General features: G+C 61.0%; 8 protein-coding genes. 4 read left to right on the plus strand and 4 right to left on the minus strand.

Translation table 11 applies throughout. The annotated features are described in order from the left end of the window. Positions 1-11: 11 nt before the first annotated feature. A complete protein-coding gene (locus GUY40_RS03215) occupies positions 12-1,742 on the minus strand; it encodes a PAAR domain-containing protein (protein WP_166567498.1) in 1,731 nt (576 codons plus the stop codon). A gap of 313 nt (positions 1,743-2,055) precedes the next feature. Between GUY40_RS03215 and GUY40_RS03220 the strand changes: the two genes are divergently transcribed. Further along, positions 2,056-4,749, plus strand: a complete 2,694-nt coding sequence (locus GUY40_RS03220; protein ID WP_166567499.1) for a bifunctional diguanylate cyclase/phosphodiesterase — start codon at positions 2,056-2,058, stop codon at positions 4,747-4,749. Positions 4,750-4,853: 104 nt separating this feature from the next. Beyond that, positions 4,854-5,501, plus strand: coding sequence for a peptide-methionine (S)-S-oxide reductase MsrA (msrA, locus tag GUY40_RS03225; RefSeq protein ID WP_166567500.1), 648 nt, complete (start codon positions 4,854-4,856; stop codon positions 5,499-5,501). Positions 5,502-5,629: 128 nt separating this feature from the next. On the opposite strand, the gene GUY40_RS03230 is transcribed toward msrA, so the two are convergent. Further along, on the minus strand, positions 5,630-6,469 hold the full coding sequence (locus GUY40_RS03230; protein ID WP_166567501.1) for a 23S rRNA (adenine(2030)-N(6))-methyltransferase RlmJ: 840 nt from the start codon (positions 6,467-6,469) through the stop codon (positions 5,630-5,632). A gap of 154 nt (positions 6,470-6,623) precedes the next feature. Further along, positions 6,624-8,108, minus strand: coding sequence for a sodium/proline symporter PutP (putP, locus tag GUY40_RS03235; protein WP_166567502.1), 1,485 nt, complete (start codon positions 8,106-8,108; stop codon positions 6,624-6,626). Positions 8,109-8,469: 361 nt separating this feature from the next. Here putP and putA point away from each other — a divergent pair, with 361 nt between their 5' ends. Then, the gene (gene putA, locus GUY40_RS03240; protein ID WP_166567503.1) at positions 8,470-12,423 is read left to right on the plus strand and encodes a trifunctional transcriptional regulator/proline dehydrogenase/L-glutamate gamma-semialdehyde dehydrogenase; all 3,954 of its coding nucleotides are present in this window, start codon (positions 8,470-8,472) and stop codon (positions 12,421-12,423) included. Positions 12,424-12,818: 395 nt separating this feature from the next. Here the strand turns inward: putA and GUY40_RS03245 are convergent, their stop codons facing one another. Further along, on the minus strand, positions 12,819-13,358 hold the full coding sequence (locus GUY40_RS03245) for a hypothetical protein (RefSeq protein WP_166567504.1): 540 nt from the start codon (positions 13,356-13,358) through the stop codon (positions 12,819-12,821). Positions 13,359-13,563: 205 nt separating this feature from the next. Between GUY40_RS03245 and GUY40_RS03250 the strand changes: the two genes are divergently transcribed. Continuing rightward, the gene (locus GUY40_RS03250; RefSeq protein WP_166567505.1) at positions 13,564-15,366 is read left to right on the plus strand and encodes an acyl-CoA dehydrogenase; all 1,803 of its coding nucleotides are present in this window, start codon (positions 13,564-13,566) and stop codon (positions 15,364-15,366) included. Position 15,367 lies beyond the last annotated feature (1 nt).

The following is a 15,367-nucleotide window of genomic DNA, read 5'->3' on the forward strand; positions in this document are numbered from 1 at the left end:
GCGGGCGGATTCTAATGGGCAGAGGTGTGGATGTAGCGAAGCTTAAGTAACTGCGCTTCTTGCGGCGTCATCCGATATTCACCTCTGACGAGGCGCTCGCACAGTGGTTGAAGCTCTTGAGGAATACTTAAATCTGGTTGATCGGATATGTCCTTGAAACGGACACCTTTCTGTTTCGCCAGCGCATGCATGACACGCAGATAAACCCGCGACAACTCGCCTCGTACCTGGCGCCTGAGTTCAAGAGCCACAAATACCTGTTTGTGGCGAATGCCCAAACGGTCTTGCGGATCCATCGGCAAGGCTTTCGACACCGGCGTAACAATCTCTAACATCTCGTCGGGCCAACCCATGGCGCGATACTCGTCGTAAACGCGACGGCTATGTTTGTAGATACTGGTGTGTTCCACTGGAGTAGCATCGGGCACCGATTGAGCCAGCATCGGCGATATCAGTACCCGTTCCTCAGCGCTCGGGTAATAACCGCCGCCTAAGTCCGAGTGCACTCCGGGCATGACGATTTCAGGATGCTCCGGACCGACCCGATTAAGCGCGAAATTCATACGAACTTCGTCGCGGGCAACCAGGTGCACCACATTCGGAAACAGATTTCGCGGCAGATGAAGCTTCACCCCCGGCGCCTGCGGACTGCGGATATAGCCGAAATTGGTCCAGCCGCCTACCGAGGCGACAGTATCGAACAGGCCGATAAAGCCAACCTCAATGTCGCATTGAAAATTACCGGTGAAGGATTGGGCAAACGATGCGTTTTTACTCTGCAGTAGTGTTTGCAGTGGCCCGCTTCTACCAAGCGCGATTTGATTGGCGAAATGCCGTGCGGCAGCGGCGCCTCGGCTAAAACCAAAGGCATCAAAGATCAGATGCTTGATTTTGCAGGTTGGGTTCTCTTGGCTAAAACTGTCAATCGCAATTTTGGTGTCCGCAATTGCCTGCTCCACGCGTCCGACAACGCCTGTCTTGCCACGGCCCATGGCGGCACCCAATAGACTGTCCTTTTCGCCTGCGATAGTGCCAATACCTTCAATATAGATGGATAAAAATCCGCACTTCTCTGAGCCATCATCTTTCAATTTGTCACGCTTGTAATACAGATCATTCAGCTTCTTGATATTCGTCACATCATTCCCATAACTGCTGTCCGGGTCGCGCATATAGGGCTTGCACACAACAGCCGCCTCATCAGCCGACACCGCCCTCTCCGAGTTGCACTGCGCTCCCAACATCGAGTTAGTGGCGTTATTCCCAGTCCCATCGAAGAACACCCCAATCCGCAGGGTAACCGCTACCACCGCCTCATCCTCCATCTCGACTTCTTCCTCTTCCTCCTCGTATTCCTCTGTTTGCCTCGAATCGCGATAAACCCTGCCAGAGCGGAGCAACGCAGGTGGGCTCAGTGCTTGGTTCATTCCTGACGAATGCCTCGCAGCTCGCACCGTCGCACCCTCGATAGAAGAAATACGCTGGCTGGAGACCAGACGATGGCTACCCGGTGCACAGCCGCAAGCGACTTCATGCCCGTCATGCGCGGCAGGCTGACCGTCGACGATCCAATTGGGGTTGCCTTCGATGATTTGCCCTTCAAGCCCACACGCCGGGCAGAAGACCGGAGTGCCGAGTACCGCCACGGGAACATTTTCGATGATGTAAAGCGGCGACCCGCTCAGCACTTTGCCGCCGGTCGTGGTGGTATCACCCTGGATAACGAAATAACACGTAGCCATGCCGGTCTCCTTCTCACAATGGAAGGGAGCATGGGACGGCTAATCCGACTGGGGGCGAAAGCAGACCGATCTGCAAGAAACGAAGAAATATCCGAAAACGCCGTGCCGGCGCTTGCGCCTTCGCTGATCTGTCTTTCTCTACCGCGAACAATCCAGAGCTTGCCTACAGAATCCACCTCAACTGCCGATACAACGCAAGCCAATTGCCATCGTTGCGCTTGTCAGCCACACCCGCATGATGCAACCTTGCGCCACGCGCCCGGATGCGAGTTTCAGACCCTTGCGCGCTCCGTTCTCTTGAAGCGAGCTCTCCATGAAAAGCCAGCCGGATGTCGTCAGTCGCCTGACGGCCGAGGTCGTCACGCAACTGCCCGTGCCTTCGCGGCTGGGCATGTTGCGCTTCGAGCGCTTGAATGAGCCCAGCTGGGCCATGCTGTTTCTGGACCCCCATTGCGAACGCCGTTTCGGCATGCCCGCCGTCGACTTGTGTGCCCTGGTCGGCTCGCCCTACGCAAGCCTGATGGAGCCCGAGGCGCGCTATAAGCTGCACGATTCGATCCAGCTGCAGCTGACGGACAAGCCCCAGTATCTGGTCCGCTACACCCTGCACACCGCCCAGGGGCCATTGAGCCTGCTGGAAATGGGTGAGCCTTACAAACAGCACAACCGCCACCTGCTGCGCGGTTATTTGCTGGTGGTGGACGAGCTGTTCAGCGATGCCTCGCCGCTGTCGGCCAGCGACCTGGAAACCCGCAACAGTCGCCTGCAAATCGCGCTGCAACTGAACCAGCAGGCCCAGCAGGAGCAACTGCAACACCTGGACCGGGTGCGCGCCCAGCAGGACCTGATCCTGCGCCTGGCCCGGCACCGCTACAGCGCGGGTAATTCCCTGCAGGAAGCCGCCGAACTGATTACCCGCAGTGCCTGCGAAATCTACGCAGTCGATTGCGCCAGCCTGTGGAACCTCGACGGCCAGCGCCTGGAGCCGATCTCGGCGTTTTACCGCAACACCCAACAGTACGACTTGCCCGAGGCGATCGACGCCAGCCGCTACCCGGACTACCTCGACGCTCTGCACTCCAGCCGCGCCATCGACGCCCACGACGCCCGGCACGACCCGCGCACCCGCGACATCACCGAAAGCCTGCACCCGCGCGATGTACACGCCATGCTCGACGCCAGCATCCGCATCGATGGCCAGGTGGTTGGCGTGTTGTGCCTGGAGCAATCGGGCAGCACCCGGGCCTGGCAAACCGATGAGATTGCCTTTGCCGGGGAGCTGGCCGACCAGTTCGCCCAAGTCATCAACAACCACAACCGGCGCACGGCCACCAACGCCCTGCACCTGTTCCAACGGGCCGTGGAACAAAGTGCCAACGCCTTTCTGCTGGTCAATTGCGACGGCATCGTCGAGTACGTGAACCCGAGCTTTACGGCCATCACCCAGTACAGCACCGAAGAAGTCCACGGCCACCGACTGTCCGAGCTTCCGGCACTGGAGAACCTCAGCGAGCTGCTGTTCGATGCAGCCTCGAGCCTGGCCAGCAGCAACAGCTGGCAGGGCGAATTCAAAAGCCGGCGCAAGAACCTGGAACCCTACTGGGGCCAGTTGTCGATCTCCAAGGTGTACGGTGACAACCGCGAGCTGACCCATTACATCGGCATTTACGAGGACATCACCCAAAGCAAGCTGGCGCAACAGCGCATCGAGCGACTGGCCTACACCGACAACCTGACCAGCCTGGGCAACCGCCCGGCGTTTATCCGCAACCTCGACGAACGCTTTGCCCGCGACAGTGACAGCCCGATCAGCCTGCTGCTGGTGGACATCGACAACTTCAAGCGGATCAACGACAGCCTCGGCCACCAGACCGGCGACAAGCTGCTGGTCAGCCTGGCCCGGCGCCTGCGCAATAGCCTGAGCCCCAATGGCAGCCTGGCGCGCTTCGCCAGTAACGAATTTGCCGTACTGCTCGATGACACCGACCTGGACAGCGGCCAACAGATCGCGATGCAGCTGCTCAAGACCCTCGACAAGCCGATGTTCGTCGACAACCAGCTGATCAACGTCACCGCCTCCGTGGGCCTGGCCTGCGCGCCGCTGCACGGCCGTGACCCGCAGACCTTGATGAAAAACGCCGGTCTGGCCCTGCACAAGGCCAAGGCCAATGGTAAACACCAGGTCCAGGTGTTTACCGAAATCCTCAATGCCGAGGCCAGCTACAAGCTGTTCGTGGAAAACAACCTGCGCCGCGCCCTGTCTCAGAATGAGCTGGAGGTGTTCTACCAGCCCAAGCTGTGCCTGCGCAGCGGTCGCCTGCTGGGCATGGAGGCGCTGCTGCGCTGGAACCACCCGGAGCGCGGCATGATCCGCCCGGACCAGTTCATCAGCGTGGCCGAGGAAACCGGCCTGATCATCCCGATCGGCAAATGGGTGGCGCGCCAGTCCTGCCGCATGAGCAAACAACTGACCGCCGCCGGCATGGGCAACCTGCAAGTGGCAATCAACCTGTCGCCCAAGCAGTTCTCCGACCCGGACCTGGTCAGCTCGATCGCCACCATCCTCAAGGAGGAAGCCCTGGCGCCGCACCTGCTGGAGCTGGAACTGACCGAGGGCCTGTTACTGGAGGCCACCGAAGACACCCACCGTCAACTCGACCAGCTCAAGCAGCTGGGCGTGACGCTGGCGATGGACGACTTCGGCACCGGGTATTCGTCGCTGAGTTACCTGAAGAAGTTTCCCATCGACATACTCAAGATCGATCGCAGCTTCATCAACGAAATCCCGGACAACCAGGACGATATGGAGATCACTTCGGCCGTAATCGCCATGGCCCACAACCTCAAGCTCAAGGTGGTGGCCGAGGGCGTCGAGACTGCCGAGCAGCTGGCCTTCCTGCGCCGCCATCGCTGCGACGTGGGCCAGGGTTATTTGTTCGACCGGCCGATCCCGGGCACTGAACTGGCCGAAAAGCTCAAACGTTACCCGCGCGGACCAATGGCCTGACAGGCGCGTGACAGTCGGGCAAACTACGGGTCTATCGAATAATGACCACACCTGCCCGTACAAGAGCCGGGTGGTCGTTTCTGACTAACGAGAGGTATGTCTATATGGCCCTGCGCTCGGAGATTCTGGTGAACAAAAACGTACTGCCTACTGCTGAACAAGCCCTGCCTGGCCGCGAAACCCCTATCAAAGTCCCTGACGAACATTTCGTGAACGGCAATCCGCTGCTGGGCCCATTCCCGGGCGATGTGGAATTCGCCATCTTCGGCCTCGGTTGCTTCTGGGGCGCGGAGCGTCGCTTCTGGCAGCGAGAAGGCGTGTACAGCACCTCCGTAGGTTACGCCGGTGGCTTTACGCCGAACCCGACCTACGAAGAAGTCTGCTCGGGCATGACCGGCCACAGCGAAGTGGTGCTGGTGGTCTACCAGCCAAGCATTGTCAGCTATCGGGAATTGCTGAAGTTGTTCTGGGAACTGCACAACCCGACCCAGGGCATGCGCCAGGGCAATGACATTGGCACCCAATACCGTTCGGTGATCTACGCCACCACCCCGGAACAACTGGAACAGGCCAAGGCCAGCGAGAAAGAGTTCCAGGCTGAGCTGGACAAGGCGGGCCTGGGGACCATCACCACTGAAATCGACGAAGCCCCGACGTTCTACTACGCCGAGGCGTATCACCAGCAGTATCTGGCCAAGAATCCGCAGGGTTATTGCGGGATTGGTGGCACTGGCGTCTGCTTGCCAGCCTGATAAAAGCTTCGCGGCGGTGGAGCTATTCGCGGATAAATCCGCTCCCACAGAAATCCCCACTTCAAATGTGCGGGGGCTTTTGTGGGAGCGGATTTATCCGCGAATAACCCCACCGCCGATCTCAAGCCTTACTCGGCAATCAACCAATCCATCCGCCAGCTGCCCTTGGTCTGGCCCAGCACCTCCGCCAGCCACGGCAACAGCTCACGCAATTCCTCTTCCAGCCCCCACGGTGGGTTGGCAATCGCCAGGCCCGAGCCATTCAGGCTTTGCGGCGTTTCCAGCGGATGCACCAGCAATTCCACACGCAGCAGCTTCGGCGCGCCGGTGCTGGTGAGGTCGTTGTAGAAGCGGGTCATCTGACGCGCATCGTCCTTGATTGGGTACCAGATCGCCGCCACCGTCTGGCGCATACGCGAAATGGATTCCTTGAGCGCCTGAGTGCAACGCTTGAGCTCATCGAGCTGCTCGAACGGCGGGTCGATCAACATCAGCGCACGCTTCTCGGCCACCGGCAGCAGCGCCCGCGGCACGTGCCAGCCTTCGCCCAGGTGCACCGACACACGCGGGTCACGCTTCATGTTCTCCTTGAGTAGCTGGCCATCCTGCGGGTGCTTTTCGTTGAGCAGCACGCGGTCCTGTTGACGCGCCAGACGCCGGGCCAGTTCAGGAGAACCGGGGTAGTAGCGCAGCTCGCCGTCCGGGTTCATTTTGCCCAGAATGCGCAGGTAGTCGGCGGCCAGATCTGGCAGGTCCTGGCGCCCCCACAAACGGCCAATGCCTTCCAGCCACTCACCGGTGCGGCTGGCTTCATCGCCGCGCAGGTCATACAGGCCCAGACCTGCGTGAGTATCGAGGTAGGCGAACGGCTGCTCCTTGCGTGACATCAAGGCAATCAGACGGGTCAAAACGAGGTGTTTGAACACGTCGGCGTGGTTGCCGGCGTGGTAGGCGTGACGATAGTTCATGGCAACTCCTGCAAGGCCGCAGAGTTTACCTTGCGCGACGGCGCGCGTCAGGTCGCCACTGGGCAGATGGCTCGGCAAAACAAAACCGGCCCGACATCCAGAGGATGCGGGCCGGCTTCAAGGCAAGGAGCCAAGGCAGGTCAGCGAGGGCTGATTACTTGTCCTTGTGGTAAGCCGCCTCTGCTGCTGCGAAGCGCGACAGCATGCTGGCCGAAGGCTTGCCCATCGAGCTCACCAACACGATGGCGAGGCTGGCGAACAGGAAGCCCGGGATGATTTCGTACAGGCCCATCACCTCGAAGTGTTTCCACACGATCACCGTGATAGCCCCCACCAGAATACCGGCCAGCGCACCGTCACGGGTCATGCCTTTCCACAGGACCGAGATCAGAACCACTGGACCGAAGGCCGCACCGAAACCGGCCCAGGCGTAGCTGACCAGGCCCAGAACGCGGTTTTCCGGGTTGGCGGCCATGGCGATGGCGACCAGTGCAACCAGCAGCACCATGGCGCGACCGACCCAGACCAGTTCCAGCTGCGAAGCGCTTTTACGCAGGAAGGTCTTGTAGAAGTCTTCGGTCAGGGCGCTGGAGCACACCAGCAGCTGGCAGCTCAAGGTACTCATTACAGCAGCCAGAATGGCCGACAGCAGTACACCGGCGATCCATGGGTTGAACAGGATCTTGGCCAGTTCGATAAACACCCGCTCGTGGTTCTCGGTAACCGGCGTTGCCGCATCAGGGTGCGCCGAGAAGTAAGCGATACCGAAGAAACCAACGGCCACGGTGCCGCCCAGGCACAGGATCATCCAGGTCATGGAGATGCGACGGGCGTTGGCGATCGACTTCACCGAATCAGCGGCCATGAAGCGCGCCAGGATGTGCGGCTGGCCGAAGTAGCCCAGGCCCCAGCCCATCAGCGAAACGATGCCGATGAAGGTGGTGTTTTTCAGCATGTCGAAGTTGCTGGCGTCTTGCGCTTCGATCGCCAGGAACGTGGTGTCGAGGCCGCCGGTGGCGAGCATGACCACGATCGGGGTCAGGATCAGGGCGAAGATCATCAGCGTGGCTTGCACGGTGTCGGTCCAGCTGACCGCCAGGAACCCGCCTACGAAGGTGTAGGCAATCGTCGCTGCAGCACCGGCCCACAGAGCGGTCTCATAGGACATGCCGAAAGTCGATTCGAACAGACGGGCACCGGCAACAATGCCGGAAGCGCAATAGATGGTGAAGAACACCAGAATCACGACAGCGGAGATGATCCGCAGCAGGCCGCTCTTGTCGTCAAAACGGCTGGCGAAGTAGTCCGGCAGGGTCAGCGCATCGCCGTTGTGCTCGGTCTGCACACGCAGACGGCCAGCCACGAACAGCCAGTTCAGATAGGCACCGACGATCAGGCCGATGGCGATCCAGCTCTCCGACAGGCCCGACATGTAGATGGCACCTGGCAAGCCCATCAGCAACCAGCCACTCATGTCCGAGGCGCCGGCCGAGAGCGCGGTTACCACGCTGCCCAGGCTGCGACCGCCAAGAATGTAGTCGGAAAGGTTGTTGGTGGAGCGATAGGCCATAAAGCCGATCATCACCATTGCCGCGATGTAGATCACGAACGTGATCAGGGTTGGGTTGCTTACACTCATGATGTGGCGCCCTGGTGTTTGTTTTTATGAAAAAGCGAACGCTCTTTATGGGAGGTTGCACCTAGGCGGCGCATCCTATGCAACAAAGCGAATAAGGTGCAACCAAAATTTGCACCTCAGTTGCACCTCGTCGGATTTTTTCCATTACAGACGCTTTTTGCTACTTTTGGGAGCAAAAAAGACCTTTTTCATAAATGAATGCACCAAAAACAGCCGGAATCGGTGAAGGGAATATGCAGTGTAGTACCACAAAAGATATTTCCTACAAACGGAGGTTGCACCAGGTTGCACCTTGTCCTCCCCGACGCTAATCTTGGCACCAGCTTGTGCCGCACCACCGTGGCGATAATGAGGATAAGAAATGGCGACTACCACCCTTGGGGTCAAACTTGATGACCCTACCCGCGAGCGACTGAAGACCGCTGCTCAGTCCATCGACCGTACTCCACACTGGTTGATCAAACAGGCAATTTTCAATTACCTGGAAAAACTCGAGGGTGGTGCAACCCTGTCCGAATTGAGCGGTGTGCCGGGCGCAAATTCCGACGACGCCGGCGAAGTCCAGGGCGACCATAATCACCAGTGCTTCCTCGAATTCGCTGAAAGCATCCTGCCGCAATCAGTGCTGCGTGCTGCCATCACCGGCGCCTACCGCCGCCCCGAGCCCGAAGCCGTGCCCATGCTGCTGGAGCAGGCCCGCCTGCCCGCGCCGATGGCCGAGGCCACCAACAAGCTGGCCGCTTCGATCGCGGAAAAACTGCGTAACCAGAAGAGCGCCGGCGGTCGGGCCGGGATTGTTCAGGGCCTGCTGCAGGAGTTTTCCCTGTCGTCCCTGGAAGGCGTGGCACTGATGTGCCTGGCCGAAGCCCTGCTGCGCATCCCCGACAAGGGCACCCGCGATGCGCTGATCCGCGACAAGATCAGCACCGGCAACTGGCAGCCGCACCTGGGCAACAGCCCGTCGCTGTTCGTCAACGCCGCCACCTGGGGCCTGCTGCTGACCGGCAAGCTGGTCTCGACCCACAACGAATCCGGCCTCACCTCCTCGCTCAGCCGCATCATCGGCAAGAGCGGCGAGCCGATGATCCGCAAGGGCGTCGACATGGCCATGCGCTTGATGGGCGAGCAGTTCGTCACCGGCGAGACCATCGCCGAAGCGCTGGCCAATGCCAGTAAGTTCGAAGCCAAGGGCTTCCGCTATTCCTACGACATGCTCGGCGAAGCCGCACTGACCGAGCACGACGCGCAGAAGTACCTGGCGTCCTACGAGCAGGCCATCCACTCGATCGGCAAGGCCTCCCACGGCCGTGGCATCTATGAAGGCCCAGGCATCTCGATCAAGCTCTCGGCCCTGCACCCGCGCTACAGCCGCGCCCAGTATGAGCGCGTGATGAACGAGCTGTACCCGCGCCTGCTGTCGCTGACCCTGCTAGCCAAGCAATACGACATCGGCCTGAACATCGACGCCGAGGAAGCCGACCGCCTGGAGCTGTCGCTGGACCTGCTCGAGCGCCTGTGCTTCGAGCCGCAACTGGCTGGCTGGAACGGCATCGGTTTCGTCATCCAGGCCTACCAGAAGCGCTGCCCGTACGTGATCGACTACGTGATCGATCTGGCCCGCCGCAGCCGCCACCGCCTGATGATTCGCCTGGTGAAAGGCGCCTACTGGGACAGCGAGATCAAGCGTGCCCAGGTCGACGGCCTGGAAGGCTACCCGGTCTACACCCGCAAGGTGTACACCGACGTGTCCTACATCGCTTGCGCGCGCAAACTGCTGTCGGTGCCGGAAGTCATCTACCCGCAGTTCGCCACCCACAACGCCCACACCCTGTCGGCCATCTACCACATCGCCGGCCAGAACTATTACCCTGGCCAGTACGAGTTCCAGTGCCTGCACGGCATGGGCGAACCGCTGTACGAGCAAGTGGTGGGCAAGATTGCCGACGGCAAGCTGAACCGTCCGTGCCGGGTCTATGCCCCGGTCGGCACCCACGAAACGCTGCTGGCCTACCTGGTCCGTCGCCTGCTGGAAAACGGCGCCAACACCTCGTTCGTCAACCGCATCGCCGACCAGTCGATCTCGATCCAGGAGCTGGTGGCCGATCCGGTCGCGACCATCGAGCGCATGGCCACCCAGGAAGGCGGTTTCGGCCTGCCGCATCCGCGCATCGCTCTGCCGCGTGACCTTTATGGTGCCGAACGCGCCAACTCTGCCGGTATTGATCTGGCCAACGAACATCGCCTGGCGTCGCTGTCCTGCGCCCTGCTGGCCACCGCCCACAACGACTGGAAAGCCGCGCCGATGCTCGGCTGCGCTGCCAGCGCCGGCACCGCCGCCGCCGTGCTCAACCCGTCCGATCAGCGCGACGTGGTCGGCCATGTGCAGGAAGCCACGGTCGAGGATGCCGACAACGCCATCCAGTGCGCGCTGAACGCCGCGCCGATCTGGCAGGCCACCCCGCCGGCCGAGCGCGCCGCGATCCTGGAACGCGCCGCCGACCTGATGGAAGCCGAGATCCAGCCGCTGATGGGCCTGCTGGCCCGCGAAGCCGGCAAGACCTTCGCCAACGCCATCGCCGAAGTGCGTGAAGCCGTGGACTTCCTGCGTTACTACGCGGTGCAGGCTCGCAACGACTTCAGCAACGACGCCCACCGCCCGCTGGGCCCGGTGGTCTGCATCAGCCCGTGGAACTTCCCGCTGGCGATCTTCAGCGGCCAGGTCGCCGCTGCACTGGCCGCCGGTAACCCGGTGCTGGCCAAGCCGGCCGAACAAACCCCGCTGGTGGCGGCCCAGGCCGTGCGCCTGCTGCTCGAAGCCGGCATCCCCGAAGGCGTGGTGCAACTGCTGCCGGGCCGTGGTGAAACCGTCGGTGCGCGACTGGTCGGTGACGATCGGGTCAAAGGCGTGATGTTCACCGGCTCCACCGAAGTGGCGCGCCTGCTGCAACGCAACATCGCTGGTCGGCTGGACGCCCAGGGCCGGCCGATCCCGCTGATCGCCGAAACCGGTGGCCAGAACGCCATGATCGTCGACTCCTCGGCGCTGACCGAACAGGTGGTGATCGACGTCGTCTCCTCGGCCTTCGACAGCGCCGGCCAGCGCTGCTCGGCCCTGCGCGTGCTGTGCCTGCAGGAAGACTCGGCCGACCGGGTGATCGAAATGCTCAAGGGCGCCATGGCCGAAAGCCGCCTCGGCAACCCCGAGCGCCTGAGCGTGGACATTGGCCCGGTGATCGACGCCGAAGCCAAGGCCGGCATCGAGAAACACATCCAGGGCATGCGTGACAAAGGTCGTACCGTGTACCAGGTGGCGATCGCCAACGGCGAAGAAATCAAGCGCGGCACCTTTGTCATGCCGACCCTGATCGAGCTGGAAAGCTTCGACGAGCTGCAGCGTGAAATCTTCGGCCCGGTGCTGCACGTGGTGCGCTACAACCGCAAGAATCTGGATCAGCTGATCGAGCAGATCAACGCCTCCGGCTACGGCCTGACCCTGGGCGTGCACACCCGCATCGACGAGACCATCGCCAAGGTGATCGACAACGTCAACGCCGGTAACGTCTACGTCAACCGCAACATCGTCGGTGCCGTGGTCGGCGTGCAGCCGTTCGGCGGCGAAGGCCTGTCGGGCACTGGCCCCAAAGCCGGCGGCCCGCTGTACCTGTACCGCCTGCTGTCGACCCGGCCGAACGACGCGATCGGCACCACCTTCCAGCGCGCCGACGCCGGCATCACCCCGGACACCCGTTTGCGCGATGCGATGAGCACGCCGCTGCAAGCCCTGCAAGCCTGGGCCCAAAGCAACAAGCAGGCGGACCTGGCCGAGCTGTGCAGCGCATTCGCGGCGCAATCGCAAAGCGGCGTGACCCGCCAACTGACCGGCCCGACCGGTGAGCGCAACAGCTACAGCATCCTGCCGCGCGAGCACGTGCTGTGCCTGGCCGAAGTCGAAGCCGACCTGCTGGTGCAACTGGCCGCGGTGCTGGCGGTCGGAAGCTCGGCGATCTGGCCGGAAACCGAGCTGAGCAAGCCCCTGCGTGCTCGCCTGCCGAAGGAAGTTCAGGCGCGCATCCAGCTGGTGCCGGAGTGGAACAAGGACGAGGTGGTGTTCGACGCCGTCCTGCACCACGGTCACTCCGACCAACTGCGCGCGGTCTGCCAGCACGTGGCCAAGCGTGCCGGTGCGATCGTCGGGGTGCATGGTTTGTCCCGGGGCGAGACCAGCATTGCGCTGGAGCGCTTGGTGATTGAACGGGCGTTGAGCGTGAACACCGCGGCGGCGGGGGGTAATGCGAGCTTGATGACCATCGGTTGATGGCTGTCGGCTGACAAAAAAGGGAGGCTTCGGTCTCCCTTTTTTTTGCCTGGAAATTTTGTATTGGGCTTCAGGCCCCTTCGCGGGCAAGCCTTAATGCCAGTCAGTTAAGCAATTGAACGACGCAACCCTTGTAGGAGCGGACCTGGCCGCGATGGGCTGCGCAGCAGCCCCCGAGGCCGGTGATATCTACGACAAGCCCTGGGAATGCGGGCGGTTTCGGAATCGCCGGGGCCGCTTCGCAGCCCATCGCGGCCGGGTCCGCTCCTACAAAAGCTGCGGTGTTCCATTCCTTAACTGACTGGCATTAGGGCAAGCCTGGCTCCCACAGCGATCTTCGGTGGGATTCAATATCGGCGTGGGAGCCAAGCTTGCTCGCGAAAAGGGCGTGGAAGTTATATATCAAACAAGGGCAAAAACGCGGACAGCCAAAACAGCGCACCTACCGCGATCCAGCAACCGTTGGCGAGCGTGAATGCCGAGTTGGCTTCAGCCTTTGGATCGCCCTCGCAAAAATTGATCGCCTGCTGAGACCGCGCCCACAGGTAAAAAATGGCAATCAAGCACAAAAGCGAGAAGATTAAAGCAGTCACCACATGTGCCTGCGGAATCAGTGATATCAGCGCGACAATCACCAACAGAGTGGCATAGACATTGGGTGACCAAGCAAAGTGACGGCCGGTGGCAATGATCTTTTCGTCAACTTTACGAAACAATGAGTGAAGGAAAAATATGGCAAACAATGCTCTTAACAGCGGTATCACTTCAGCACCGGTCGCAGTTTTGTAGTTGCGCCAATTGGCGTACAGGCAATAGGTAAAATAGAAACCCATGGTAAAAAAACCCATCACAAGAAGTTTCTGCAGTGACACCACGAAAAAAGCCGGCTTGTCCTCAGCCTCGACATTGACCGTTTCTGACCCTTCAATCGACATCGTAAAACTCCTGTAAAAAATGGATCGATATCGAGCCCGATTCACCAATATAAAGAAGCCATCCCTATCCGCCTTGCGCGTACGAAACATCGCGGTCTAACGAAGTCACCCACTGTTCTAGCCCGCCATCACCCCCACCTATTGTGCTGTCCATCCCCGCACCACCCGTCCTAGACTCGGCCCACTCCCCTACCGGTATGCCGCCATGTCCGAAACCTTGCTCAGCTCCCGCAACCTGGCGTTCGAACTCTATGAAGTGCTCGACGCGCAAGCCCTGACCCGGCGCGAACGCTTCGCCGAGCACTCGCGTGAAACCTTTGATGCGGCGCTTGGTACGGCGAGGATGATCGCGGAGAAGTACTTCGCCCCACACAACCGCAAGGGCGATGAAAACGAGCCGCGCTATGAGAACGGCGAAGCCATCCTGATCCCGGAGGTGAAACCGGCGGTGGATGCGTTTCTTGAGGCCGGCTTTCTGAACGCGGCCCGTGATTTCGAGGTAGGGGGCATGCAGCTGCCGACGCTGCTGTCACAAGCCTGTTTCGCCCACTTCCAGGCTGCCAACGCGGCGACGACTTCGTATCCGTTCCTGACCATGGGCGCCGCCAACCTGATTGAAAATTTTGGCAGCGAAGAGCAAAAACAACGCTTTTTGCAGCCGATGATCGAGGGCCGCTTCTTCGGCACCATGGCCCTGACCGAACCCCACGCGGGCTCATCGCTGTCAGACATCCGCACCCGTGCCGAACCCCATGAGGACGGCACCTATCGCCTGCGTGGCAACAAGATTTTCATTTCCGGCGGCGATCACCCGTTGTCAGAAAATATCGTCCACATGGTCCTCGCCCGGCTCCCGGATGCACCGCCGGGGGTGAAGGGGATTTCGCTGTTTATCGTGCCCAAGTTCCTGGTCAATGACGATGGCAGCCTCGGCCCGCGCAACGATGTGCTGTTGGCCGGGCTGTTCCACAAGATGGGCTGGCGGGGTACCACCTCGACCGCGCTGAACTTTGGCGACAACGGCCACTGTGTCGGCTATCTGGTGGGCAAGCCGCATCAGGGCCTGAGCTGCATGTTCCAGATGATGAACGAGGCGCGCATCGGCGTTGGCATGGGCGCGGTGATGCTCGGCTATAGCGGTTACCTGTATTCGCTGGAGTACGCCCGCCAAAGACCGCAGGGCCGACTGCCCGACAGCAAGGATCCAAATACGGCGCCGGTGGCGATCGTTGAGCACGCCGATATCAAGCGCATGCTGCTGACCCAGAAGGCCTACGTCGAAGGCGCCTTCGACCTGGGCCTGTATGCCGCCCGCCTGTTCGACGACACCCAGACCGGTGAGACCGAACAGGCCCGCGAGCAGGCCGGGCAGCTGCTCGACCTGCTGACGCCGATCGTCAAATCCTGGCCCTCGGAGTTCTGCCTCAAGGCCAACGAGCTGGCGATCCAGATTCTCGGCGGCCATGGCTACACCCGCGAATACCCGGTTGAGCAGTACTACCGTGACAACCGCCTCAACCCGATTCACGAAGGCACCCACGGCATCCAGTCTCTGGACCTGCTCGGTCGCAAGCTGGCTCAAAACAACGGTGCCGGGCTCAAGCAACTGTTGCGGCTAATTGCCCAGACCTGCGCACGGGCCGCCGAACTCAGTGTGCTGGACGCCTTGCGCGAACCGCTGGAAACACTGGTGGAGCACCTGCAGCGAGTGACGCTGGCATTACTTGGCGATCTCACCGCCGGCAAGGTCAACACGGCCCTGGCCAACTCGGCGCTGTACCTGAATGTGTTCGGCCACACTGTGATCGGCTGGCGCTGGCTGGAGCAGGCCATCCGGGCCGAGCAAGGCCTGCAACAGTGCGACCCTGCCAATGCCGGTTTCTATCACGGCAAGTTGCAGGCAGCCCGCTACTTCCTGACCTGGGAAATCCCGGGCTGCCATCACACGCTTGAGCTGCTGAACACGCGCGACACCACCTGCGCCAGCATGCAGAACGACTGGTTCTGAC

It is taken from the genome of Pseudomonas sp. R5(2019) (genome assembly GCF_009905435.1).
In the GTDB taxonomy this organism is placed as follows: Bacteria; Pseudomonadota; Gammaproteobacteria; order Pseudomonadales; family Pseudomonadaceae; genus Aquipseudomonas.